Annotated in this window: 21 protein-coding genes; 9 read left to right on the top strand and 12 right to left on the bottom strand. The window is 72.8% G+C overall.

Annotated features, from left to right (window positions below):
* The first annotated feature begins 229 nt into the window (after window positions 1-229).
* The 4 genes from ACGRHY_RS08165 (at window position 230) to ACGRHY_RS08150 (ending at window position 4,184) form a co-directional block, all read left to right on the top strand.
* Entirely contained in the window at window positions 230-1,204 is a 975-nt protein-coding gene (locus ACGRHY_RS08165) for an ABC transporter substrate-binding protein (protein ID WP_394634722.1), read from the top strand.
* A gap of 43 nt (window positions 1,205-1,247) precedes the next feature.
* Window positions 1,248-2,252 carry an amino acid ABC transporter permease gene (locus tag ACGRHY_RS08160; RefSeq protein ID WP_394634721.1) on the top strand — a complete coding sequence of 335 codons (1,005 nt, stop codon included), beginning with the start codon at window positions 1,248-1,250 and terminating at the stop codon, window positions 2,250-2,252.
* A complete protein-coding gene (locus ACGRHY_RS08155) occupies window positions 2,249-3,022 on the top strand; it encodes an amino acid ABC transporter ATP-binding protein (protein ID WP_394634720.1) in 774 nt (257 codons plus the stop codon). The genes ACGRHY_RS08160 and ACGRHY_RS08155 overlap by 4 nt, the downstream gene beginning before the upstream one ends.
* Before the next feature lie 199 nt (window positions 3,023-3,221).
* A complete protein-coding gene (locus ACGRHY_RS08150; protein ID WP_394634719.1) occupies window positions 3,222-4,184 on the top strand; it encodes a zinc-binding dehydrogenase in 963 nt (320 codons plus the stop codon).
* A gap of 53 nt (window positions 4,185-4,237) precedes the next feature.
* On the opposite strand, the gene ACGRHY_RS08145 is transcribed toward ACGRHY_RS08150, so the two are convergent.
* The 8 genes from ACGRHY_RS08145 to ACGRHY_RS08110 form a co-directional block, all read right to left on the bottom strand.
* The gene (locus ACGRHY_RS08145) at window positions 4,238-5,341 is read right to left on the bottom strand and encodes a helix-turn-helix transcriptional regulator (protein WP_394634718.1); all 1,104 of its coding nucleotides are present in this window, start codon (window positions 5,339-5,341) and stop codon (window positions 4,238-4,240) included.
* A 1-nt stretch (window position 5,342) separates the two neighbouring features.
* A complete protein-coding gene (locus tag ACGRHY_RS08140; protein WP_394634717.1) occupies window positions 5,343-6,248 on the bottom strand; it encodes a DUF4097 family beta strand repeat-containing protein in 906 nt (301 codons plus the stop codon).
* 123 nt (window positions 6,249-6,371) lie between these two features.
* A complete protein-coding gene (locus ACGRHY_RS08135; protein WP_093847737.1) occupies window positions 6,372-6,548 on the bottom strand; it encodes a DUF6104 family protein in 177 nt (58 codons plus the stop codon).
* Window positions 6,549-6,685: 137 nt separating this feature from the next.
* Complete coding sequence (locus ACGRHY_RS08130) at window positions 6,686-10,450, bottom strand: multifunctional oxoglutarate decarboxylase/oxoglutarate dehydrogenase thiamine pyrophosphate-binding subunit/dihydrolipoyllysine-residue succinyltransferase subunit (RefSeq protein ID WP_394634716.1); 3,765 nt, start codon at window positions 10,448-10,450, stop codon at window positions 6,686-6,688.
* Between the two features lie 233 nt (window positions 10,451-10,683).
* Window positions 10,684-11,778 (bottom strand): HAMP domain-containing sensor histidine kinase, encoded by a 1,095-nt coding sequence (locus ACGRHY_RS08125; protein ID WP_394634715.1) that lies wholly within the window; start codon window positions 11,776-11,778, stop codon window positions 10,684-10,686.
* Window positions 11,775-12,542 carry a response regulator transcription factor gene (locus ACGRHY_RS08120; protein WP_394634714.1) on the bottom strand — a complete coding sequence of 256 codons (768 nt, stop codon included), beginning with the start codon at window positions 12,540-12,542 and terminating at the stop codon, window positions 11,775-11,777. The genes ACGRHY_RS08125 and ACGRHY_RS08120 overlap by 4 nt, the downstream gene beginning before the upstream one ends.
* Window positions 12,543-12,600: 58 nt before the next feature.
* Window positions 12,601-13,356, bottom strand: a complete 756-nt coding sequence (locus ACGRHY_RS08115) for a spermidine synthase family protein (protein ID WP_394634713.1) — start codon at window positions 13,354-13,356, stop codon at window positions 12,601-12,603.
* A 372-nt stretch (window positions 13,357-13,728) separates the two neighbouring features.
* On the bottom strand, window positions 13,729-14,526 hold the full coding sequence (locus tag ACGRHY_RS08110; RefSeq protein ID WP_394634712.1) for a hypothetical protein: 798 nt from the start codon (window positions 14,524-14,526) through the stop codon (window positions 13,729-13,731).
* 516 nt (window positions 14,527-15,042) lie between these two features.
* Between ACGRHY_RS08110 and ACGRHY_RS08105 the strand changes: the two genes are divergently transcribed.
* The 5 genes from ACGRHY_RS08105 (at window position 15,043) to ACGRHY_RS08085 (ending at window position 20,833) form a co-directional block, all read left to right on the top strand.
* Window positions 15,043-17,778, top strand: a complete 2,736-nt coding sequence (locus tag ACGRHY_RS08105) for a sensor histidine kinase (RefSeq protein WP_394634711.1) — start codon at window positions 15,043-15,045, stop codon at window positions 17,776-17,778.
* Window positions 17,775-18,338, top strand: coding sequence for a roadblock/LC7 domain-containing protein (locus ACGRHY_RS08100; protein ID WP_394634710.1), 564 nt, complete (start codon window positions 17,775-17,777; stop codon window positions 18,336-18,338). Before ACGRHY_RS08105 ends, ACGRHY_RS08100 begins: the two co-directional genes overlap by 4 nt.
* Window positions 18,335-18,724 (top strand): DUF742 domain-containing protein, encoded by a 390-nt coding sequence (locus tag ACGRHY_RS08095; protein ID WP_394634709.1) that lies wholly within the window; start codon window positions 18,335-18,337, stop codon window positions 18,722-18,724. The genes ACGRHY_RS08100 and ACGRHY_RS08095 overlap by 4 nt, the downstream gene beginning before the upstream one ends.
* A gap of 126 nt (window positions 18,725-18,850) precedes the next feature.
* Window positions 18,851-19,468 carry a GTP-binding protein gene (locus ACGRHY_RS08090; RefSeq protein WP_394634708.1) on the top strand — a complete coding sequence of 206 codons (618 nt, stop codon included), beginning with the start codon at window positions 18,851-18,853 and terminating at the stop codon, window positions 19,466-19,468.
* A 99-nt stretch (window positions 19,469-19,567) separates the two neighbouring features.
* Window positions 19,568-20,833, top strand: coding sequence for a styrene monooxygenase/indole monooxygenase family protein (locus tag ACGRHY_RS08085; RefSeq protein WP_394634707.1), 1,266 nt, complete (start codon window positions 19,568-19,570; stop codon window positions 20,831-20,833).
* 73 nt (window positions 20,834-20,906) lie between these two features.
* Here ACGRHY_RS08085 and ACGRHY_RS08080 read toward each other — a convergent pair whose 3' ends face one another.
* The 4 genes from ACGRHY_RS08080 to ACGRHY_RS08065 form a co-directional block, all read right to left on the bottom strand.
* Window positions 20,907-21,641 carry a hypothetical protein gene (locus ACGRHY_RS08080; RefSeq protein ID WP_394634706.1) on the bottom strand — a complete coding sequence of 245 codons (735 nt, stop codon included), beginning with the start codon at window positions 21,639-21,641 and terminating at the stop codon, window positions 20,907-20,909.
* Between the two features lie 225 nt (window positions 21,642-21,866).
* Window positions 21,867-22,160: a DUF8847 domain-containing protein gene (locus ACGRHY_RS08075; RefSeq protein WP_394634705.1), complete on the bottom strand. Its 294-nt coding sequence runs from the start codon at window positions 22,158-22,160 to the stop codon at window positions 21,867-21,869.
* Window positions 22,161-22,170: 10 nt separating this feature from the next.
* Window positions 22,171-22,893, bottom strand: coding sequence for a TetR/AcrR family transcriptional regulator (locus ACGRHY_RS08070; protein WP_394634704.1), 723 nt, complete (start codon window positions 22,891-22,893; stop codon window positions 22,171-22,173).
* Between the two features lie 59 nt (window positions 22,894-22,952).
* Entirely contained in the window at window positions 22,953-23,882 is a 930-nt protein-coding gene (locus ACGRHY_RS08065) for an AurF N-oxygenase family protein (protein ID WP_394634703.1), read from the bottom strand.
* Window positions 23,883-23,985 lie beyond the last annotated feature (103 nt).

The raw sequence follows: 23,985 nt of genomic DNA, 5'->3' as shown, positions 1-23,985 counted from the left end.
CTCTGTGCGCGCCACCGCTCGTTTGAGCGGCGGCGGTCGAGCGGGTGATGGCATACGGCTTGTCGGGCGCCGATCGTTCCCGGTCGCCCGTTATCCGATTTTGACATGGTTGGCATCCTGGCCTCAGGTGTCCGGATGGCAAGATGCCCCCATCACGCAGTGTCGCCGCACGCCCCGGGCGTGCCCGGCCGACCACCGGATACTCCATCACTCCGCAGGAGGACCCTCCATGACCGCACGCACCAACCGCCCCCTGCCTTCGGTGGAAGGCGCCCGCAGGCCGTCCGCGCGCCGGCGTCTGGCCGCCGCCGCGGCCGTCGCGATCACCGGCTCCCTGCTGCTGACCGCGTGCGGGGACCAGACCGACGAGGGCGGCGAGGGCGGCGGCGGGGCCAAGAGTTCCGAGGCCCCGCTGTTCGACAAGCTTCCCAAGGACATCCAGTCCGCCGGTGTCGTCAAGGTCGGCTCGGACATCGCGTACGCGCCCGTCGAGTTCTACGACGAGAACGACGAGATCGCCGGTATCGACCCCGACCTGGGCGAGGCCCTGAGCAAGCAGCTCGGCGTCGAGTTCGAGTTCAGCAACGGAACCTTCGACGGACTGATCACCGGTCTGAACTCCGGCCGCCACGACGTGATCATGTCGGCGATGACCGACACCAAGCAGCGCCAGGAGGGCCTGGACGACAAGGGCGAGAAGGTCGGCGAGGGCGTCGACTTCGTCGACTACTTCCGGGCCGGTTCCACGATCCTGGTCAAGAAGGGCAACCCGGAGGGCATCGAGTCCCTGGACGACCTCTGCGGCGAGACCGTCGCGCTCCAGCGCGGCACGGCGAACGAGGAACTCGCCGAGGCGCAGAACGAGAAGTGCGACAAGCCGATCAAGATCCTCGCCTTCGACAAGGACACCGAGGCGCTCCTCCAGGTCAAGCAGGGCCGTGCGGTCGCCGACATCAACGACTACCCGGTCGCCGCGTACAACGCCAAGACCTCCGGCGGCGGCGAGGACTTCGAGGTCGTCGGCGACCAGATCGACGCAGCCCCCTACGGCATCGCCGTCAGCAAGGAGAACACCCAGCTGCGCGACGCCATCAAGGCGGCCCTCGACGCCATCATCGACAACGGCGAGTACCAGAAGGTCCTGGAGAAGTGGGAGGTCGCCGAGGCCGGGGTCGAGGAGGCCACCGTCAACGGCGGCAAGTGAGCCGCAGCGAGCCTCCGCAGTTCCACAGCAAAGGTAACTCTCCGTGTCCGAACCTGAAGACAAGGCACCACCCGCGCCGGTGCCGGCCTCCAACACCGAGGGCGGTGGAGCCGGGTCGGGCGGTGCGGTGCCGGTGGCCAAGACCTCCCCGGTCCCGCCCGAGGCCGTCAAGGCCATCCCGGTACGCCACTACGGCCGCTGGATAAGCGCCGCGATCGTGCTCGTCCTGTTCGGCCTGGTGGTGGCGGCCTTCGTCAACGCAGACATCACCTGGCCGACGGTGGGGCGCTACCTCAACCACGAGACGATCCTCACCGGTGCGGTCAATACCCTGTGGATCACGCTGCTCGCCATGCTCATGGGCGTGGTGCTCGGCACCGTCCTCGCGGTGATGCGGCTGTCGAAGAACCCGGTGATGTCGTCCGTCGCCTGGGGCTACATCTGGGTCTTCCGCGGCACCCCCGTCCTGGTGCAGCTGCTGATCTGGTACAACCTGGCGCTGATCTTCCCGATCCTGGACCTGGGTTTCTACCGCGCCGAGATGAACGACGTGATGACGCCGTTCCTCGCCGCGCTGCTGGGCCTGGGCCTGAACGAGGCCGCCTACATGGCCGAGATCAGCCGCGCGGGCATCCAGTCGGTGGACGAGGGCCAGACCGAGGCGGCCCACGCACTCGGCATGACCGGCTCGCGGACCATGCGCCGCATCGTGCTGCCGCAGGCCATGAAGGTCATCATCCCGCCGACCGGCAACGAGTTCATCAACATGCTCAAGACCTCGTCGCTGGCCTACGCCATCCAGTACAGCGAGCTGCTGTTCTCCGCCACCAGGATCTCCTCGCGCAACCTGGAGGTGATGGAGCTGCTGCTGGTGGCGACCATCTGGTACCTGATCCTCACCACGATCTTCAGCGTCGGCCAGTACTACCTGGAGCGCTACTTCCAGCGCGGCTCGTCCCGCAACCTGCCGCCCACGCCGTGGCAGCGGGTGCGCGGGGGCCTCACCTCGTTCCGCACACCGAGCCAGGTGGGAGGGAAGACGGTATGACCACCCCCACTGTCCCGATGGTGAAGGCGGAGGGCGTCCACAAGTCCTTCGGCCACGCCCACATCCTCAAGGGCATCGACCTGGAGGTCGCCGCGGGCGAGGTGTTCTGCCTGGTCGGCCCGTCCGGCTCCGGCAAGTCCACCTTCCTGCGCTGCATCAACCACCTGGAGAAGGTCAGCGCCGGGCGGTTGTCGGTCGACGGCCACCTGGTCGGCTACCGGCAGAAGGGCGACAAGCTCTACGAGCTGAAGGAACGGGAGATCGCCGCCCAGCGCCGCGACATCGGCATGGTCTTCCAGCGCTTCAACCTCTTCCCGCACATGACCGCGGTGGAGAACGTCATGGAGGCGCCCGTCCAGGTCAAGGGCGAGTCGAAGGCGGCGGCCCGGGAGCGGGCGCTGAAGCTGCTGGACCGGGTCGGGCTCGGCGACCGGACCGGCAACTACCCCGCCCAGCTCTCCGGCGGTCAGCAGCAGCGTGTGGCCATCGCCCGCGCGCTGGCGATGGAGCCCAAGCTGATGCTCTTCGACGAGCCCACCTCGGCGCTCGACCCGGAGCTGGTCGGCGAGGTGCTGGACGTCATGCGCGGGCTGGCCGAGGACGGCATGACGATGGTCGTCGTCACCCATGAGATGGGTTTCGCCCGGGAGGTCGGCGACTCGCTGGTCTTCATGGACGACGGCGTGGCCGTCGAGTCGGGCCACCCGCGCGATGTGCTGACCGATCCGCAGCACGAGCGGACGAAGGCGTTCTTGTCGAAGGTCCTCTGAGACACGGCCCGCCGGCGTGAGGGCGGTGCGGGCCCCGGACCGGGGCCCGCACCGCCCTCACGCCTTTCCGGCGTTCTCCGGCGCCGGTCCGCCGTAGGGCCGTCGCCGATCCGCTGCCCGGCCGTCCGCGCGGGCCGGCGGTGAGTGTCACACGGCCGCCCGGTTCCGCGGCGGCCCGGCTCGGCCTAGGGTTCTGATCATGTTTGCTGCCTATGCCGCGCGCATCGACCGAGACAAGCCGCTGACCGGACTGGAGTTGGGCGAGCGTCCGGAGCCGGACGTTCCGCTCGGCTGGACGACCATCGACGTCAAGGCGGCGTCCCTCAACCACCACGACCTGTGGTCCCTGCGCGGCGTCGGCCTGGGCGAGGAGTCGCTGCCGATGATCCTCGGCTGTGACGCGGCCGGGGTGGACGCCGACGGCAACGAGGTCGTGCTCTACTCCGTCATCGGCGCGACCGGACACGGGGTCGGGCCGCGCGAGCGGCCCTCGATCCTGACCGAGAAGTACCAGGGCACCTTCGCCGAGCGGGTCGCCGTACCGCAGTGGAACGTCCTGCCCAAGCCGAAGGAGCTCTCCTTCGAGGAGGCCGCCTGCCTGCCGACGGCATGGCTGACCGCGTACCGGATGCTCTTCACCAACGCCCAGGTGCGCCCCGGGGACTCCGTCCTGGTGCAGGGTGCGGGCGGCGGCGTCGCCACGGCGGCCATCGTGCTGGGCGCCGCGGCGGGTCTGAGGGTCTTCGCCACCAGCCGGGACGAGGCCAAGCGCAGGCGGGCCGAGGAGCTGGGCGCCGAGGCTGCGTTCGAGAGCGGCGCGCGGCTGCCGCACCGGATGGACGCGGTGATCGAGACGGTCGGGGCCGCCACCTGGTCCCACTCGGTGAAGTCCCTCAAGCCCGGTGGCAGGCTGGTCATCTCGGGTGCCACCAGCGGTCCGAACCCATCGGCCACCGAGCTGAACCGGATCTTCTTCCTGGAGCTGAAGGTCGTCGGCTCCACGATGGGCTCCAAGGAGGAGCTGGCCGGGCTGCTGAACTTCTGCGCGGCCAAGGGCGTCCGTCCGGTGATCGACTCCACGCTGCCGCTGGACCGGGCCCGCGAGGGCTTCGAGAAGATGGCGGCGGGCGACCTTTTCGGCAAGATCGTCCTGACGTCCTGACGTCCTGACGGTCTGACGGCCCGCCACGCTCCCGGGGCGGGCCGCCGTGCTCCCTACGCCCCCGGGCCGTCCGTACCGTCGGGGCCGTTCGGGCCGGGCGAGCGCAGCAGGGAGACGATGTGGGCCGCCGCCGTCGACAGATGGCGGCGGGCCTCGCGCAGCCGCTCCTCGTCCACGCCGTGGTCGCGTGCCGCGTCCCGCACGTCGTCGCGGAACCGGTCCAGCAGCCGCTCCAGATCACGCCGTGGGTCACCGGACGGCGTGGCGGGCTCCTCGGCCCACTCCGGGACCGGCGCCCGCGCCGCGCCCGCCCGGTCGCCCGGCTCCGCGGGCTCCGGCCGGGACGCGCTCCGGCCGCCGGTGCCGCCCAGGTCTCCCAGGTTGCCCAGACCGCTCAGGCCTCCCAGACCGCCCAGATGCCTGCCCAGCTCCGACATCCCCGCGCGCACCGCCCCCTGCCAGTCGCCCTGGCGGGCGTGCGACTGGACCTGCTCCTGGACCTGGCGGGCGATCCGCTCGGCCTCCTGGCGGGCGGCGTCCCGCGCCTGCCGGGCCTTGCGCGCCTGGAGCCTGGCCTGCTGGGCCTCCTGGCGGGCGCGGCGGGCCTGCTCCTTCCACTGCTCACCGGCCCGGCGCATCTCCTCGCGTGCGGTCCGCAGCGCGTCCTCGTCACCCCAGGAGCCCTCCCAGACGCCCTCCCACGCCTTCTCCCAGCCGGGTGCGGACGTACCCGTACCGCCGTCCTCGCCGTCCGGAGCCCGCCCGGCTCCGCGGGTCCGCTCGGCCGCCTCGCGCATCTCGCGGCGCAGATCGCCGGCCGCGCCGCTGACGTCCTCGCGGATGTCGGCGGCCAGAGCCGCCAGCGACTGGTGGATCTCCAGTTCCAGCTCGGTCAGCTCGCCCTGCCTGTCGGCGAGCTCGGCGCGGCCGGCGCCGGTGAGCGAGTAGACCTTGCGGCCGCCCTCGGTGGTGTGGCTGACCAGGCCCTCGGCCTCCAGCTTGGCCAGCCGTGGGTAGACGGTGCCGGCCGAGGGCGCGTACAGCCCCTGGAAGCGCTCCTCCAGCAGCCGGATCACCTCGTAGCCGTGACGCGGCGCCTCGTCGAGCAGCTTCAGCAGGTACAGGCGCAGTCGGCCGTGGGCGAAGACGGGGGGCATGTCACACGTCCTTACAGGGGGAGGGCTCGGCCGGCGCGGGTGTGCCGCCGGCCGCGAAGGGGTCGCCGGCCTCCTCGCCGGCGTCCGGCTCCGGGCGGCGCAGCAGGGCGATCGAACCGGAGACGGTGGTGGCCCGCAGCAGTCCGTCGCCCGTGCCGAGGGCGCCGGTGACACGCCTGGCGCCCCACTGCCCGGAGACCCGCAGTTCCCCGAAGGCGCAGGAGACCGCGCCCCCGGCGGTGCCCGCCTCCACGGCGGCGTCGGCCGGCTCCGGAAGCCTCAGGGCTATCCCGCCCGACACGGAGCTCAGCCGGACGTCGGTGCGGCGCCGCTCCCGCACCGGGGCCAGATCGACCACCATGTCGCCGCTGATGGAGTCGGCCCGCACCGGCGAGCCGCCGCCGTCGATGACCGTCAGATCGCCGGAGACGGAGTTGAAGCGCAGGCCCCCCGTCACGCCCTGCGCCTGCACACCTCCGGAGACCGTGTCGGCCCGCGCGTCGCCGCGCAGGCCCACCAGCGTGATGCCGCCGGTGATCCCGCGCACCTCGGTGCCCCCCTCGATGCCGGTGACCATCGCGTCGGCCCCGATCACGCCGACCTCGACCCGGACGCCGGCGGGTACGGCGAGCGAGACGTCGGCGCTGTGCCGCCATGCCTCGCGGTCCAGGAGGGTGAGGAACCCCTTCCAGGGCAGGTCGTCGTAGGCGACCGTGAGCGTGCCGTCCTCCAGCCGGACGCTCAGTGGGGGGCCGGAGACGGCCCCGACCTCCAGCCTGGCGGGCGGGGCGTCGGTGCCGACGACGTTCACCGCGCCGCCCACCACGCGCACCCGCAGGGTGTGGACCTCCTCCTCGAAGACGAGCCCGCACGGCGCGTCCACGGACCACTCGGACCGGCCTGGCACGGCGGCCTCCCCTGAATCGGCGGGGGACGACATATCGCGTCCTTGTGGAGACACGATATATCGCGACGACGGGAAGTCAAGGAGACCGGACGGCGGCACCGCGGGCGCGGGCGCCGCCCGTCGTCACTCGTCCTCGTCGTCCAGACGCGCCAGCCAGGTCGCCAGCCGTTCGACGGGCACCTCGAAGTCCGGGTTGAGATCGACGAAGGTCCGCAGTTGCTCGGAGAGCCACTCGAAGGTGACCTCCTCCTCGCCGCGCCGCTGCGCCAGCTCCTCGATACCGCGGTCGGTGAAGTACATGGATATCTCCTGTCCGGGCCGGATGGTGTGCGTCGGTACCACGGGCGCGGGGCCCGCACCGTCGACGCGACGGTGCGGGCCCCGCGGGGTCTGCGGACGGTGGCGGGCCGCCCCCGGCCCTTCCGCCGACCGGGACCTCAGAGGTCGAAGACCTCGTTGACCAGGTGCTGCTGCTCGGCCTGGTGGCGCTTGGCGGAGCCCACCGCCGGAGAGGAGGACGACGGACGCGAGACCCGGCGCAGCCGGTCCGCGTTCGGGGCCCTCCCCGAGCCGATGAACAGGTCGAGGTGGTCCACCAGGTTGAGTGCGATGAACGGCCACGCGCCCTGGTTCGCCGGCTCCTCCTGCGCCCACACGATCGTCGAGGCTCCGGAGTAGCGGGCCATCTCGGCCTGGATCTCCTTGCTGGGCAGCGGGTACAGCCGCTCCAGCCGGACGATCGCGGTGTCGGTAGCGCCCCGCTTGCTCCGCTCGGCGGCGAGGTCGTAGTAGACCTTGCCGGAGCAGAAGACGACCTTGCGCACCTGGGCCGGGTCCGCCGAGGCGTCGCCGACCACCGGGCGGAAGCCGCCGGAGGTGAACTCCGCCGCCTTCGAGGTCGCGGCCTTGAGCCGGAGCATCGACTTCGGGGTGAAGACGACCAGCGGCTTGTGGTGCGGGTTGTGCACCTGCCAGCGCAGCAGGTGGAAGTAGTTCGACGGCAGGGTCGGCATCGCGACCGTCATGCTGTTCTGGGCGCACAGCTGGAGGAAGCGCTCGATCCGGGCCGAGGAGTGGTCCGGGCCCTGGCCCTCGTAGCCGTGCGGCAGCAGCAGCGTGACGCCGGAGGTCTGGCCCCACTTCTGCTCGGCCGAGGAGATGAACTCGTCCACGACCGTCTGCGCGCCGTTGACGAAGTCGCCGAACTGCGCCTCCCACATCACCAGCGCCTCGGGGCGGGCCAGGGAGTAGCCGTACTCGAAGCCCATCGCCGCGTACTCGCTCAGCAGCGAGTCGTAGACGTTGAAACGGGCCTGGTCCTCGGACAGGTACAGCAGCGGGGTGTAGTCCTCGCCGGTCTCCCGGTCCACCAGCACCGCGTGGCGCTGACCGAAGGTGCCGCGGCGGGAGTCCTGGCCGGCCAGCCGGACGGGGGTGCCCTCCATCAGCAGCGAGCCGACTGCGAGCGTCTCGCCCATCGCCCAGTCGATCCTGTCCTCCTCCACCATCGCCGCGCGGCGCTGGAGCTGCGGCAGCAGCCTGGGGTGGACGGTGATCCGCTCGGGGATGTTGACCTGGGACTCGGCGATCCGCTTGAGGACCTCCGCGCTGACGCCGGTGTCCACCGAGACCGGGAACTCCGCCTTCGGGGCCGGCACCTCCGCCGGAGCCGGCTGGCTGGTGGCGTCGCGGACCTCGGTGAAGACCTTCTCGAGCTGCCCCTGGAAGTCCTGGAGCGCCTGCTCGGCCTCCTCCAGCGTGATGTCGCCCCGGCCGATCAGCGACTCGGTGTAGAGCTTGCGCACCGAGCGCTTCTTGTCGATCAGGTTGTACATCAGCGGCTGGGTGAAGTGCGGGTTGTCGGCCTCGTTGTGACCGCGGCGGCGGTAGCACAGGAGGTCGATCACCACGTCCTTGTTGAACGCCTGGCGGAACTCGAAGGCCAGCCGCGCCACGCGGACGCAGGCCTCCGGGTCGTCGCCGTTGACGTGGAAGACCGGCGCCTCGATCATCCGCGCCACGTCCGTGGCGTACATCGAGGAGCGCGCCGACTCCGGCGGGGCGGTGAAGCCGACCTGGTTGTTGATGACCACGTGCACGGTGCCGCCGGTGCGGTAGCCGCGCAGCTGCGACATGTTCAGCGTCTCGGCCACCACGCCCTGGCCCGCGAAGGCCGCGTCGCCGTGGAGCTGGACGGGCAGGACGGTGAAGTCCGTGCCGCCCTTGCCGATGATGTCCTGCTTGGCGCGGGCCACGCCCTCCACGACCGGGTCCACGGCCTCCAGGTGGGAGGGGTTGGCGGTGAGGGAGACCTTGATCTCCTCGCCGTCCAGGCCGGTGAAGGTGCCCTCGGCGCCCAGGTGGTACTTCACGTCGCCGGAGCCGTGCATGGACTTCGGGTCGAGGTTGCCCTCGAACTCGCGGAAGATCTGGGCGTAGGACTTGCCCACGATGTTGGCCAGCACGTTGAGGCGGCCGCGGTGGGCCATGCCGACGACGACCTCGTCCAGCCGCGCCTCGGCGGCGGCGTCGAGCACGGCGTCCAGCAGCGGGATGACGGACTCGCCGCCCTCCAGCGAGAAGCGCTTCTGCCCCACGTACTTGGTCTGCAGGAAGACCTCGAACGCCTCGGCGGCGTTCAGCCTGCGCAGGATGCGCAGCTGCTCGTCGCGCTCCAGCGAGGAGTGCGGGCGCTCGACGCGGTCCTGGATCCACTTGCGCTGCTTGGGGTCCTGGATGTGCATGTACTCGATGCCGGTGGTGCGGCAGTACGAGTCGCGCAGCACGCCCAGGATGTCGCGCAGCTTCATCAGGGACTTGCCGGCGAAACCGCCGACCGCGAACTCCCGCTCCAGGTCCCACAGGGTGAGCCCGTGCTCGGTGATGTCCAGGTCGGGGTGCTTGCGCTGCTTGTACTCCAGCGGGTCGGTGTCGGCCATGACGTGGCCGCGGACCCGGTAGGAGTGGATCAGGTCGAAGACGCGGGCGGCCTTGGTGACGTCGTCGTCGTGGGAGACGTCGATGTCGCGGAGCCAGCGCACCGGCTCGTAGGGGATGCGCAGCGCCTCGAAGATCTCGTCGTAGAAGCCGTTCTCGCCGAGCAGCAGCTGGTGCATGATCCGCAGGAACTCGCCGGAGGCGGCGCCCTGGATCACGCGGTGGTCGTAGGTGCTGGTCAGCGTCATGACCTTGGAGACGCCCAGCTTGTTCAGGGTGTCCTGCGAGGTGCCCTGGAACTCCGCCGGGTACTCCATCGCGCCGACGCCGATGATCAGGCCCTGGCCGGGCATCAGGCGCGGCACAGAGTGGACGGTGCCGATGCCGCCGGGGTTGGTCAGCGACGCGGTGACGCCGGAGAAGTCCTCCATCGTCAGCTTGTTGTTCCGGGCGCGGCGCACGATGTCCTCGTAGGCCTGCCAGAACTCGAAGAAGGTCAGCGTCTCGGCCTTCTTGATGGCGGCCACCACGAGCTGGCGGTCGCCGTTGGGCTTGACCAGGTCGATGGCCAGGCCGAGGTTGACGTGGTCGGGCCTGACCAGCGTCGGCTTGCCGTCCTTCTCGGTGTACGAGTGGTTCATCGACGGCATCGCCTTGAGCGCCTGCACCATGGCGTAGCCGATGAGGTGCGTGAAGGACACCTTGCCGCCGCGGGCGCGCTTGAGGTGGTTGTTGATGACGATGCGGTTGTCGATGAGCAGCTTCACCGGGATCGCGCGCACCGACGTGGCGGTGGGCAGCTCCAGCGAGGCGTTCATGTTCCGGGCGACCGCGGCGGACGGGCCGCGCAGCGGCACGTACTCCGGGCCGGCCGCCTGGCCGTCCCCGCTCCCGGCGGGTTCGCTCGGGGGAGCGGCCTTGGCGGCGGGCTTGGGGGCGGGTTCGCTCCTGGGGGGAGCGGGCTCGGCCGCGGGGGCCTTCGAGGCGGGCTCCGTCTGCCGCGGCTGGGAGGCCTGTGACGCCTGGGGCTCACCCGCGGGCTTCGACGCGCTGGGGGCCGCGGCTCCTCCGGCGGCCTGTCCCGGCTTGTAGTCGGCGAAGAAGTCCCACCAGGCCCGGTCTACGGAGTTCGGGTCCTGGAGGTACTGCTGGTAGATCTCGTCGACGAGCCACTCGTTGGCACCGAAACCGGCGGCAGGACTCTTGCCCTGCCCGTCCTGCTCGGTCCTGGGAGAACTCGAAGTCTTGGGGGCCTGTGGCGACACGGCGGCAACCGCCCTCTTCCGCTTACCTGTGTGGGTGGACAGCAGAAATAAAGGCTACGCTCCCTGCGCCGTTCGGTGCAGTCGGCATGGTGTTTGCGTCGCCTAAGTCACATCTGCAGGTGCGTTTCGGCGCTTTCTCCGGCGGGAAACGAACATAGTTCGACCGCTTCAGGGAAGGAGCGGTCCAGGGAGTGGCGCCCGCCTCGCTCCCTCACCTCGCGGATGCTTCGAGCCTACGTCAACTCCAGTCCGGACGTATCGCCGGGAAGAGTGACGAGGATCCGGCAGCCTCGCGGGGATTCGGCCACTCCGATCCGCCCGCCGTGCAGATCCACCGCCCAGCGCGCGATGGCCAGCCCCAGCCCCGTGCCGCCGTCGCCGCCCTCGGCCGAGGCGGAGCGGCCGAAGCGCTCGAACACCCTGGCACGGTCCGCCTCCGGGATGCCCGGGCCCTCGTCCAGCACCTCCAGTTCCAGGCTCAGCGGCGTACGGCCGGGGCGTGCCCGCACCGTCACCCGGCCGTGGGGCGGGCTGTGCTTGACGGCGTTGTCGATCAGGTTGGCGACCACCTGGTGCAGCCGCTCGGTGTCGGCGTACGCGACCGTGTCCGGGGGAGCCACCTCCAGATGGAGGTGGACGTCGGTGCGGGAGTGCCCCTGACCCTTGGTCATGTTGGCCTCCTTCAGCACGCCCGCCAGGTAGGGCCACACCTCGAAGCGGCGCGAACGCAGCGGCACCACGCCGTTGTCGAGCCTGGACAGGTCCAGCAGGTGCTCCACCAGGCGGCCCAGGCGCTCGGTCTGCCGCAGCGCGATGTCCATCGTCGCCGGATCGGCCTCGGAGACCCCGTCCACCATGTTCTCCAGCACCGCGCGCAGCGCCGCGATCGGGGTGCGCAGCTCGTGCGAGACGTTGGCCACCAGCTCCTTGCGGTGCCGGTCGACGGCCTCCAGGTCGGCGGCCATGCGGTTGAAGGTCCCGGCCAGCTCGCCCAGCTCGTCGCGGCGGTCGACACGGACCCGCCGGCTGTAGTCGCCGCGGGCCATCCAGCGGGCGGCGTCCGTCATCTCGTCCAGCGGCGCGGCCAGCCCGTGCGCCACGAACTGGGTGACCAGCAGCGAGGCGATCACCGCCAGCAGGGCGATCACCCGCAGCTCGATGGCCGAGTGGACCGCGACGATGGTCAGCAAGGTGGTGATGGCCACCGTGACGATCACCAGCGCGCCCAGCGCGGCCTTCACCGAGCGGAACGGGTCCACGGGGCGCACGCCCTCCCAGAACCGGCCCCACAGAGAGCACCGGCGGCGGCCCGCGCCCGCCGCGCTCATGTCCAGTCGGGGGCCGGGGCGGGCGCCTCCAGCGCGTAGCCGACGCCGTGGACGGTGCGTATCCGCTCCGCGCCGATCTTCCGGCGCAGCGCCTTGACGTGACTGTCGACCGTGCGCGTGCCCGAGGCGTCCGCCCAGTCCCACACCTCGGCCAGGAGCTGTTCGCGGGAGAGCACCGCGCGGGGGGAGTTGGCCAGGCAGACCAGCAGGTCGAACTCGGTCGGGGTGAGGTGGACGTCCCGGCCGGACACCCGAACCCGGCGCTGGGCGTTGTCGATCTCCAGCTCGCCCAGCCGCAGCGTGCCCGAGCGCGGGGAGGCCGCGGCGATCGTGGCCCGCTCCACGCGGCGCAGCAGGACGTGGGCGCGCGCGACCAGCTCCCGCATGGAGAAGGGCTTGGTCATGTAGTCGTCCGCGCCGACCCCCAGGCCGACCAGCATGTCCGTCTCGTCGTCCCGGGCGGTGAGCATCAGAACCGGAACCGGCCGCTGCGCCTGCACCCGGCGGCAGACCTCCAGGCCGTCGAAGCCCGGCAGCATCACGTCCAGCACCAGCAGGTCGGGCTGCCACACCTCGGCCGCCTCCACCGCCGCCGGGCCGTCCCCGGCGGTGCGGACCTGGAAGCCCTCGGCACGCAGCCGGGCGGCCACCGCCTCGGTGATGGTCGGGTCGTCCTCCACGACCAGGATCCGGCGCTGGGCGCCCGGGGTGGCCGCCGAGGCGGCGGTGCCGCCATGGGACTGCGTGGTGTTCCTGTGGTCCATACGTCTCGCCCTACCGCTCGGTTTACCGCTAGAGAGTAAAGGGCGCGTGTGCGGTGCGCTACGCCGGTCGGGTGGCGAGGTGGACCACGTCCGGGGCGCCTCGGGCGACGGGTACCTCTTCGGCGCGCACCCGTGTGAACCCGGCATTCCGGAGCGCTTCGCCGAACGCCCGGGACGGCTGCGCGGACCACACGGCCAGCACTCCGCCCGGGGCGAGCCGCCGGGCGCAGGCGTCGAGCCCGGCGGGGGTGTAGAGCGAGCCGTTGTCCTCGGTGACCGTCCAGTCGGGACCGTTGTCGACGTCCAGGCACAGCGCGTCGTAGGCCTCCGCGCCCTCGGTTCCGCCCCCGGGCCCGCCACCGGTCAGGTGTGCCAGGAGGTCGGCGCGGACGATCCGCACCCGGGGGTCGGCCAGCGCGCCGGAGGAGATCTCGCCGAGCGGGCCGTCGCGGTGCCAGTCGATCACCGCCTCCTCCCGCTCGACCACCGTGATCCGCCCCCAGCGCGGCTCGGCCGCCGCCTGGACCAGCGAGAAGCCGACGCCCAGCCCGCCGATCAGCACGGCCGGGGAGGGCCGGCCGCCGCCGGTGTCCAGCTCCTCCAGCGCGGCCCGCACCAGCATGCGCTCGGAGCGGCCGTCGGAGGTGTCCATCAGGAAGCAGCCGTTGGCGATGATCTGGAGCAGCTCACCGTGCCGCCGCAGCACCACCTCGCCGTGGGGGCCGTCACGGCGGTCCAGGACTCGGGGGGCGCCGGTCCCGTGGCCGGTCGTCGTCTCGTACGGGGGGTACGGGGAATGCGTGTCGGCCGTCATGCGGGCCATCCTGCCGGTGGCGGGCGGGACGCGACGGGCGGGCCGGTGAGCGCGGTGATCGCTCGCAGCGAACACGCGACGGGGAACACGGCGCGCCTCCCGGTCGCTGAGCGGAATTTGAGTCAACCCGGCTCAACTTTGCCACTGACGGTGGTATCAGTATTGCGTCGTCCACAACGCTCACCCTGTCCGTGCTGCCGCTCGACGACGAGGTGGGACCGCCCGGGATGGTGGTGCCGCCGGACCTGCCGGACGCCGAGGCGCGGGCCGCGGTGGAGGCCGCCCGGTCCGCCGCCGGTACCGGTCGCGGTCTGAGCATGCGGCCCCGGGCGGGCGCCCCCGGCCGGTGGCCGGGGACGGACCGGAAGCCGTCTAGAACTCCACCAGCACGGCCGTCGCGTCGTCGTGCGCCTTGCCGCGCGGGAAGGCCGTGCCGTCGCGGTCGGCGGACTCGGCGGCGCGCACCCGCCCGATCAGCGACCGGGGCCCATCCTCGTGGAGCACCGCCATCAGCGCGGTCCAGTCGCCCAGACGGAAGGTCTCCGCCCAGCGCGTGACGCCGTCGCTCAACGCGGCCAGCGCGCGCACCCGTTCGCGGGGCGCCGAGCCCACCACCGCGCGCCCGGCCACCGCAGGATCGGCCGCCGCGGTGAAGAAGCCGCCCTCGGTGTTGCGCAGGGACTCCAGGTACGCGGCCCGCCCGGCCGGGGGCAGCGCCCGTGCGGCGGGCCGCAGCCCGTCCAGCCGGTCGTCGCGGACGGGCGTCACCGACCCGTCCGCGCCCTCCAGCAGCAGCGCCGAGTCGGAGAGCACCAGATGCTCGACGGCCGAGTCGTCCCAGCGGGCCAGCACCACCGTCGCCTGCGGAGTGCGGGAGTGAGAAAGGTCACACCCCGGGCCGTGGGAGGAGGCGGTCCGGCCGATGGCGGACGCGAGGCACTCTCCGAGCGTCATATCCCGCCGTGAACCGGACAGTTCGAGCAGCGCCCCGCCCAGGCGGGCCACGTACCACGGCACGCCGTGAGTGCATCCGGTGTCCTCCGGGGGCGGGGTCACGCCGTCCAGCACCACCAGCGCCCCGCCCCTTCCCGTCGCAGGTAGGGCTACTGACGCGTAGTCCTCGTTGGGGACCTGGGGGCTGCCGGGCTCGCTCGCCATCTCGATCCGCATGCGCGCCAGTGTGCCGGAGGGGGCCGGGAGAGGGGTGTGGGAGAGGCGTCGGCGGCAGAGGGGCGGGGGGGGCGGGTGGCAGGTCTGGACCACTGTCACGACCTGCGAGTTCTTCGCCGGAGTTCTACCGGAATCAGGGTGTCCGTGAAACGGTGGGCGCGAATATTGCCAAAAGGCCGGGCGGATTTCCAACCCCTGACCGGTGTGTGGCCGAACCGGTCGCGGCATCGGAGTTGTTCGGCAACTCCCCCGTGATGTTCACTCCTTCGGGTGGCCCGGCAGGGGGACCGCCTCCGCATCCGCCGCGACGGTGGAAACGTCGGTCGCCGCGGGCAGCCGTGAACGGACGGGATGCGGTCCTTTGCCGCACACATTGGACTGTCGCGTCCCGGACTGGTCCGGGACGGCGGAACGAGATTGCGAGCGCGGGTGGGGAAGAAGCGACACCGGAGCAGCCGGCAGGACCGCCGGGACGGCACGGCCTCCGCACCGCCCCCCACAGGGCGCAGGGCACGGGTGCGCAACAGACTCCTCGCCTCCGTGGTCCTGTGCGCCGCCGCCGTACTCGCCGCGGGCGCGCCCTCGGTGGCCACCGCCTCGCGCGACCTGACCGACTCCCAGCGGCTGGTCGACCGCGCCGATCTGGGCCGCCGCGCGGTCTCGCTCTCCCACGCCCTGGCCGACGAGCGCGACGCCGTCGTCCGCCACATCGCCGCGGGCCGCACCACCGGGGACGGCGAAGGGCTCTCCGAGCGGGAGCGCGCCCGGGTGGACCGCGGCATCCGGGAGCTGAGCACCGACGCCCCCGCCGACATACGGAGGCTGCTCGACGCCTTCCCCGACACCCGCCGGCGGGCCGTCGCCGGTGAGGGCGGCGCCGCCGAGACGTACGAGGCGTACACCCAGCTCATCCAGTCCCTCGGCGGCATCACCGCCGCCACCACCCGTGCACTGCCCGCACGCGCCGAGAACGCGACGGCCGACGCGCTCCCCGACCTCGGGCGCGCCGTCGAGCAGGCCTCCGCCGCCCGCGGGCTGCTGCTGGCCGCACTCGCCGGCGAGGGCGAGCAGCCGCGTCTGACCGCCGCCGCCCAGCAGGCCCACCTGCGAGAGCAGGCCGCCCTCGCCGATTTCGACCAGACCGCGCTCGCCTCCGACCGCGACGCGTACGCCAGGACCGTCACCGGCACCGACGTGACGCTGGCCGAGCGCTATCTGGCCCGCCTCACCGACCAGCCGCGGCTGGACTACCGGGACCGCTCCCTGAACCCCGGCCGCGTGGAGTCCGCGCTGACCGCCCGGGTGGACCGCATGCGCGGCATGGAGTCCTCGCTGGCGGCCGCCGAGGTGAAGAGGCTGGAGGGGCTGCGCGACGACGACGTCACGGCGCTGGAGCTGCGTGCCGCCCTGCTGGGGGTCTGCCTGCTGCTCGCCGTCGGCATCAGCGTGCAGACCGCCCGTTCGATGGCCCGGCCGCTGGCCGTACTGCGGCGCGGCGGCGAGCGGGTGGCCGCCGATCCGGTGGGCGAGGAGCCGGTGGTGTACACCGGCCGCAACGACGAGTTCGCCGATGTCGTACGCGTCGTCAACCGCCTGCGGGAGACCGCCGCCGAGCTGCACGAGCGCGCCGTCCGGGCCGAGGCCGCGGCCGGCTCCGCGGCGGCCGGGGCGCCGTCCGCCGGTCCCGCGCGTGAGGCCGGCACCGACCCGCTCGCAGCCGAACTCGCTTCCGCGCGCGAGCGATTGACCGCCCTGACCGCCGAGCACGAAAGGCTGCTGCGCGACCACGAGTCCGCGAAGGCCGCCGCCGAGTCCGCCGGGGACGGGCACCCGGAACGCCGCCAGGGCTCCTCCCACGGAACGTTCGTCCACCTCGGGCTGCGGACCCTGGGACTGGTGGAGCGGCAGCTCGCCCTGATCGAGTCCATGGAGCACGAGGAGAAGGAACCGGAGCGGCTCGCCTCCCTGTTCAAGCTCGACCATCTCGCCACCCGGATGCGCCGCCACAGCGAGAACCTGCTCCTCCTGGCGGGCTCCGAGCACACCACCGGCCATCTGGAACCGGTGCCGCTGCTGGACGTGCTGCGCGCCGCGGTCAGTGAGCTCGAGCGCTACGAGCGGGTGGAGATCGCCACGCTGCCGCCGCACGCCCAGGTCTCCGGCTCCGCCGCCGACGACATCAGCCACCTGATCGCCGAACTGGTGGACAACGCCACCGCCTTCTCGCCACCGGACGCCGAGGTGCGGCTGTCGGGCTGGATGCTGGAGAACGGCGAGATCATGCTCTCCGTCCAGGACGAGGGCATCGGCTCCTCCCCCGAGAGGCTGGCCGAGCTGAACGCCAAGCTGGCCGACGGCGCCTGCGCCACCCCCGAGGACGACGACGCGCTGGGCATGGGCCTGTACGTGGTGGCCCGGCTCGCCGCGCGGCACGGCGTACGGGTGCAGCTGCGCGAGCAGAAGCAGGGCGGCATCGCCGCGGTCGCCGTCCTGCCGCGCGCGCTGCTGCCCGACCGCCCGGTGCCCGGGGCCCTCGCGGGGGCCAGGACCGCCGCCGCGGGCACGGCGCAGCCCCTGCCGGGCACGGTCGCCGAGGCCAACGGCAACACGCTGCCGCCCCGTCCGGACCGCGTACGCCCGGCGGTGACGGCGGCCGCCGGCGCGGCGGGCACGGACGCTCCGCAGACGGACGCGCCGGACACGGGAGCGGACGGCGGGGGCGCCGACGCCGCCGGGACCGCGCGGATCCCCCGGATCACCGGGGACACCGCGCCTCCCCCGGCCGCCCGCGCCACCGATGCCGCGGAGGCCGCGGAGGCCGACGAGACCGCGCGCGACGCCCTGGTCCGGGCCGCGGGCCCGTACTACGTCGAGCCCGAGGACCCCCGCGAGCACAGCCGGACCCGGGACGAGGCCCCGGCTCCGGCGCCCGAACCCGCTCCGCAGGAGGAGACCTCCCCCGCTCCGCGGACCGTCACGGCCAAGGGGCTCCCCAAGCGCACACCGCGGACGGTGGAGACCGGAGCCGACGTCCCCCGCCCCCGTACGGGCGGGCTGAGGGCCGAGGAGCTGCGCAGACGGCTCGGCGGCTTCCAGCAGGGCGCCCGGGACGGCCAGCGCGACGCGGAGGCGCAGATCGCCGCCGAGCAGGTCGCCGCCGACCAGAGCACCGCCGGCCGGAGCGACGGCCCGGCGGACGACCGCGCGGAGGCGACGGACACGTGTGGCACTGTCGAGGAGGCACGCAAGTGAACGCGCCCACCACCGCACACACGCCCAGCAGGCAGGCACGCAACCTGCGCTGGCTGCTGTCCAACCTGGTCGACGAGGTCCCCGGCGTACGGTCCGTCGCCGTGGTGTCCTCCGACGGCCTGCTCCTGCTCTCCTCCGAACCGGTCGGAACCGCCGGTGCCGCCGGTCCCGGCGGCGGACCGGACCGCGAGGAGCACGGCGCCGGGGAGAGCTCGGACGGCGCCGCCCCGCGCCGGGAACCCGCGGGACGGCCGGAGCGCGGCCCCAGGGACGCCGGCGCCGACCTGGCCACCATCATCTCCGGCCTCGGCTCCCTCACCCAGGGCGCGTCCAAGCTGATGGACGCCGGGCCCGTCAAGCAGACCATGGTCGCGATGGACGAGGGCAGCCTGTTCGTGATGGCGATCAGCGACGGCTCGCTGCTCGGCGTCCACGCCGCACCCGACTGCGACATGAGCGTCGTCGCGTACCACATGGCCCTCTTCGTCGGCCGGGCCGGACACGTCCTCACCCCCGAACTCCGCACCGAACTGCGCACGTCGATGGAGCTGGACCAGTGACCTCCCACAGCCCGCTGCCCGCACGCAAACCCGCGCGCGTGCGCCCCTACTCCCTGACCGGCGGCCGCACCCGCTTCGGGCACGTGCTGCTGGTGGAGACCCTCGTCGCCGCCATCGAGGCCCCCGAGGCACGCCTGGAGCTGACCTCGGGGGGCTTGCGCGACCGTGTGATGCCCGAGATGCGGGCCATCGTCGAGCTGTGCCGCAGGATGCGCTCGGTCGCCGAGATCGCCGCCCGTCTGCAGATGCCGCTGGGCGTGGTGCGCGTACTGCTCAGCGACCTCGCCGATCAGGGGCGCATCCGGGTCTACGGCACCGGCTACGACGACGACCGCCCCGACCGCGCACTGCTGGAAAGGGTGCTGGGCGGACTCCGCAGGCTCTGACGGGCCGCCCCGCCCGGTGCCGGGCGGGGCGCCGCGGACGACCGGCCGGCACCCCGGCACAGAACCCGAACACAGACACCGACGCAGACCCGAAGCAGACCCGAAGCAGACCCCCGAGAAAGACCCGTGGTGGACGCCGTGAACGACCCGGCACAGAGCGCCGAGAAGCTCCAGCCCTGGCAGGAGGAGCGCGGACGCGCCCCGATCTCCGTCAAGATCGTGGTGGCGGGGGGCTTCGGCGTGGGCAAGACGACCTTCGTCGGCTCGGTCTCCGAGATCGAGCCGCTGACCACCGAGGCGGTGATGACCCGGGCGAGCGAGGAAACCGACGACATCACCGCCACCCCCGAGAAGACCACGACCACGGTCGCCATGGACTTCGGCCGCGTCACCCTCGACGCCGGCCTGGTGCTGTACCTGTTCGGCACCCCCGGCCAGCGGCGCTTCTGGTTCATGTGGGACGACCTCGCGCGCGGCGCGATCGGCGCGGTGGTGATGGCCGACACCCGGCGGCTGGAGGACTGCTTCCCGGCGCTCGACTACTTCGAGAGCTGCGCCCTGCCCTACGTCGTCGCCGTCAACCACTTCGAGGGGACGGAGTACTACGAGGCCGGGGACGTGCGCGAGGCGCTGTCCGTCCCCGACCGCGTGCCCGTCGTCATCATGGACGCGCGCAAGCGGGACACGGTCGTCGACTCGCTGACGGCGCTCGTCGGCCACGCGCTGGACCTCACCCCGGCCTGACCGGAAACCCCGGCCCCGCCCCGGCGTCCAGCGAACCGGCGCCCACGAACCCCCACACCCAGGCACCTCGTCACCAAGGCACTCCAGGGGAGAACCGCCATGCGGAAGATACTCATCGTCGGAGCCGGCCAGTCCGGTCTCCAGCTCGCGCTCGGCCTCCAGTCGCACGGCTACGAGGTCACCGTGATGTCGAACCGCACGGCGGACGAGATCCGCGGCGGCCGGGTCATGTCCACCCAGTGCATGTTCGACCAGGCACTCCAGCACGAGCGCGATCTGGAGATCAACTTCTGGGAGGGCCAGAGCCCGCGCACCGAGGGCCTGGGCGTCACCGTCGTCGGCCCCGGCGACCCCCCCGGCTCCGCCGGTGGGACCCCCACCCGCCCCGTCGACTGGGTGGGCCGTCTGGACAGCTACGCGCAGTCGATCGACCAGCGGGTGAAGATGGCCGGCTGGCTGGAGACCTTCGCCCAGCGCGGCGGTCAGCTCGTCATCCACGGCGCGGCCGTCTCCGACCTGGACTTCTTCGCCCGCACCTACGACCTGGTGCTCGTCGCGGCGGGCAAGGGCGAGCTGGTGACGATGTTCGAGCGCGACGCCTCGCGCTCGCCTTACGACAAGCCGCAGCGCGCGCTGGCGGTGTCCTACGTGCACGGCCTGGAGCGGCGCCCGGAGCACCCCGAGATGCTGGCGGTGCGATTCAACCTGGTTCCGGGCGTCGGCGAACTGTTCATGATCCCCGGCTACACCCTCTCCGGCCCCTGCGACATCATGTTCTGGGAGGGGCTCCCCGGCGGCCCGCTGGACGTCTTCCAGGGCGTCAAGGACCCCGCCGAGCACCTGGACCTCACGCTGGAGCTGATGAAGCGCTTCACCCCGTGGGAGTACGAGCGGGCCCGCAAGGTCGAGCTGACCGACGCGGGCGGCACGCTCGCCGGCCGCTACGCGCCGACCGTCCGCAAGCCGGTCGGCCGCCTCCCCTCGGGCGGTGCGGTGCTGGGCGTGGCGGACGTGGTGGTGGCCAACGACCCGATCACCGGCCAGGGCTCCAACACCGCCTCCAAGTGCGCCGCCTCCTACCTGAACGCCATTCTGGAGCGCGGGGACAGGCCGTTCGACGAGGAGTGGATGCAGGCCACGTTCGAGCGCTTCTGGGAAAACACGGCCCGGCACGTCACCGAGTGGTCGAACGGTCTGCTGGCGCCGCCGCCGGAGCACGTGCTGCAGCTGATCGGCGCGGGCATGGAGCACCAGGAGCTGGCGAACCGCTTCGCCAACGCCTTCAACGACCCGGCCGACCTGGAGAACTGGTTCTTCGACCCGGAGAAGGCGCAGGCGTACCTGGCGAGTCTGGCCTCGGTCTGAGCCGCACCTCCCACCGGACGCGCGCCCCGGCGGACGCGCCCCGCCGGCCGTGCGCACATCGCCGGTGTACGTCTCACGGGCCGTGCTGCACCGCCTCCGCGCGGCGCAGCACGGCCAGTTCGCCGTCGCCGAGCGAGGCGAGCGCCCGCTCCACCTCCGCCAGCCTCCGCCCGGCCGCGTCCCGTCGGCGCCCGCTGTCGGCGGCGAGCACGAGCTGCCGGTCCAGGGCGCCGCGTGCCCGGGTCGCGAGCCGGTCCAGCCGCCGCTCCTCGGCCGACAGCCGGGCAGCGGCGGCGGCCCGGTCGCCCAGCACCCGCTCCACCGCCCGTCCGTGCTCCAGCACCGTCCGCACCTCCCGCTCGTCCCGTCCGAACAGCAGCCGGAGGGAGGGCGGAAGCACCCCGGAGGAGCCCCGGTAGTGCTGCCGGGCCAGCCGTCCGGCCTCGTCGCGGGCCTCGGCCAGCCGTACGCGGGTGCCGGCCAGTTCGCGCTGGAGCCGGTCGACCTTCCCGTGCCGCTCGGCCACTTCCTGTTCGACGGCTCCGTGCGCCTCACCGGCGGCCTCGGCCCGCCGGTACAGGTCCCGCATCCTGGTGAGGAGTTCGCTGACGGGCACGTCACCGGCCGCCGCGGGATCCCCGAACGCCCCGTCCGCCGGGCCCGCCCCGCCGGCCCCGTCCGGGGCCGCGGGGGGAAACGGGGGAGGGGAGGGGGCCGCGGCGGCCGGCGGCCCCGGCCCTGCGGCGACCGCGGCGCCGGTCACCACCGCCGCCACCGCCCGCACCAGACGAACCCGCGCCCTCGCCACCGGCTCACCTCCGCGCTCCGCACCGCCACCGCCTTCGCGGGCTTCCCCGCGAAGGCCCTGCGGCGATCGTGGCACGCGGGGCCGGTGCCGGCCTCCGCAGTGGTGCCCCGGCTGCGGCAAACGCCGTAAAAATCCACGAGAATCCATGAAATGCGGCAACCGGGGCACCGGCCGGGTGGAGCGGTCCGGCCGGCTGCCGCACGCCTCTCCCGGCCCCCTCCCGGCTCACCGGCCGCCGAACCGCCGCCGTCCGCCCGGCCGGCTCCACGGCCACCCCGGCCCGCGCCGCGGCCTGCCCTCCGGCTGGTGGACGTACCGCCAGCCGCGCGGCAGCACCGACCACCTCCCGCCTCCGGAGACCGCCTCCAGCCGGTAGACGTGGACGACGGGCCGGCCGCCCGCCGGGTCGGGTACGGGGATCTCGTAGTACTTCGGCGGACGCCCCGTGGGGCCGAGCAGGACGGGCAGCGCCCGCCCGTCCATCGGCCCGCCGGTGAACACCGTCTCCTCGCTTCTCACCGCTCCAGTGTCACAGCAGGTGGAAGGAGTCGCCGACCACCGGGGCCACCTGCCGGACCAGCCGGCCCGCCGGCCCGTCCGGCTGCTCCAGCGCCAGTGCGGCGCGGGTGATCTCCGCCGTTCGCGGATCACCGGCGGCGGTGGCGGCGAGCAGGGCGAGGAAGTGGTCCATCAGCCAGTCGCGCAGCTCGGGCAGCGGCGGCTGCTTGCCCTCGTCGAGCCAGATCAGCGAGGCGGCCTCCACCGCGGCGATCCAGGTGCGGACCGCCATCCGCAGCCGCGGGCCCGGCTCCGGACCCGGGTCCACCTTCAGGTGCAGCAGGATCTGTTCGGCCGCGGCCCGCCGCACCCCGTCCACGATCGCGTCCGTCCGGGACGTCTCGGCGACGCTGCCGCCCCTCAGCAGGGCGGCGAACCCCGCGTCGTGCCCGTCGACGAAGTCGAGGTAGCGGTCCAGCGCCCGCGACAGCCTGCGGCTGAGCGGACCGCTCTGCGGCTCGGCGAAGCACCGCCGCAGCTCGTCGGCCGCGCTGCCGAGGGCGGCCTCGTACAACTGCTGCTTGCCGCCGGGGAAGTAGCGGTAGACCAGGGGGCGCGAGACGCCGGCCGCCGTGGCGACGTCGTCGAGCGAGACGTCCTCGGGGGCGCGGTGCGCGAAGAGGACCAGCGCGGCGCCGATGAGCTGGCCGCGCCGCTCCTCCACGGTGAGCCTGCGGTATGCCGGGGCGGTCATGCGGGCAGCGTAGCCGCCGCCGTCCCGTCCGCACGATCCTGTACCGGCCCGGCCCGCCCTTACGCCAGCAGCCCGGAGCTCCGCCACAGCCTGCGGCCGGCCCCGCGCAGCACCCCGATCTCGTCCAGGAAATCCGTCAGCCGCCTCGCGCCCGTCTGCATCACCTCGCGGCGGTGGCCGCTGGCCCTCACCTGGGCGACCGCCTCGCGGCGGTCGAGCCCGACGTCGGTGTAGACCTGCGGGTTGACGAAGGATATGGACATCACCCGGGCCGCCTGGCCGGAGCTGATCCGGGTCAACTCCGCCTCCCAGCGCGGGCAGCTCACCATCTGGCGGCGCAGCTCCTCGCGCGCGTAGCGCACGTGCCGGGCCTCCTCGACGACGTGGATGCGGGTGATGCCGCGCACCAGCGGCTGGACGCGCTCGTCGGGGAACGTCAGCCGCTGCATCCAGTCCAGGACCTCCTCGCCCAGCAGGGTCGCGGTGAACGAACCGGGCGTGGTGGAGACGGTCTTGAGGACCCGGGCCAGGTTGTGGTGGAACCGCGGGACCGGATACGGCCGCACGCCCGCCCTGGAGATGAAGCGGGTGAACATCTTGGAGTGCCGGCACTCGTCCTCGATCTCGGTGAGGGCGTAGCGCACGTGTGAGCTGTCCATGGGCTTGTCGTAGATGTGCCGCACCAGCAGCTGGATGAGGATGATCTCGAACCAGACGCCGAGCGAGGCGAGCGAGGCGGCCTCGCGGCGGGCGAGGTCCATCCGCCGCTCCTCGGGCATCCGCCTCCACAGCGGGGTGCCGTAGAGGGAGACCAGCTCCGGGGGCCAGAACCACTTGCCCTCCTCGAAGGGCGCGTCCCAGTCCAGCTCCCGGTCGGGGTCGAAGGAGTGCTTGGCCGACGACTCGAGCAGGCGCTCGGCCACCTGTTCGCGGTCCTTGAGCAGCCCGAGGGCGTCCCGGAGCCGTCCGGCATCGGTCGCGGTCGTCATCGCACGGCCACCTCACTGTGGGGTTACTGGCGGTCACATCTGACTCGCCTCTTATGAGACCGCTCGTCAGCAAGCCCGTCAATCCCCCGCGCACGACCGGCCG

It is taken from the genome of Streptomyces shinuiensis (assembly GCF_043660855.1).
Classification (GTDB): domain Bacteria; phylum Actinomycetota; class Actinomycetes; order Streptomycetales; family Streptomycetaceae; genus Streptomyces.
Note: the sequence above shows the minus strand (reverse complement) of the source record. Positions and strands in the feature narration are given on the sequence as shown.

Bases quoted from the DNA above. Each gene is read 5' to 3' on its own strand.
- ACGRHY_RS08120 (WP_394634714.1), bottom strand. From the start codon at position 12,542: ATGGACCACAGGAACACCACGCAGTCCCATGGCGGCACCGCCGCCTCG.
- ACGRHY_RS08115 (WP_394634713.1), bottom strand. From the start codon at position 13,356: ATGACGGCCGACACGCATTCCCCGTACCCCCCGTACGAGACGACGACC.
- ACGRHY_RS08070 (WP_394634704.1), bottom strand. From the start codon at position 22,893: ATGACCGCCCCGGCATACCGCAGGCTCACCGTGGAGGAGCGGCGCGGC.
- ACGRHY_RS08135 (WP_093847737.1), bottom strand. From the start codon at position 6,548: ATGTACTTCACCGACCGCGGTATCGAGGAGCTGGCGCAGCGGCGCGGC.
- ACGRHY_RS08165 (WP_394634722.1), top strand. From the start codon at position 230: ATGACCGCACGCACCAACCGCCCCCTGCCTTCGGTGGAAGGCGCCCGC.
- ACGRHY_RS08150 (WP_394634719.1), top strand. From the start codon at position 3,222: ATGTTTGCTGCCTATGCCGCGCGCATCGACCGAGACAAGCCGCTGACC.
- ACGRHY_RS08145 (WP_394634718.1), bottom strand. From the start codon at position 5,341: ATGCCCCCCGTCTTCGCCCACGGCCGACTGCGCCTGTACCTGCTGAAG.
- ACGRHY_RS08155 (WP_394634720.1), top strand. From the start codon at position 2,249: ATGACCACCCCCACTGTCCCGATGGTGAAGGCGGAGGGCGTCCACAAG.
- ACGRHY_RS08065 (WP_394634703.1), bottom strand. From the start codon at position 23,882: ATGACGACCGCGACCGATGCCGGACGGCTCCGGGACGCCCTCGGGCTG.
- ACGRHY_RS08110 (WP_394634712.1), bottom strand. From the start codon at position 14,526: ATGCGGATCGAGATGGCGAGCGAGCCCGGCAGCCCCCAGGTCCCCAAC.
- ACGRHY_RS08085 (WP_394634707.1), top strand. From the start codon at position 19,568: ATGCGGAAGATACTCATCGTCGGAGCCGGCCAGTCCGGTCTCCAGCTC.
- ACGRHY_RS08125 (WP_394634715.1), bottom strand. From the start codon at position 11,778: ATGAGCGCGGCGGGCGCGGGCCGCCGCCGGTGCTCTCTGTGGGGCCGG.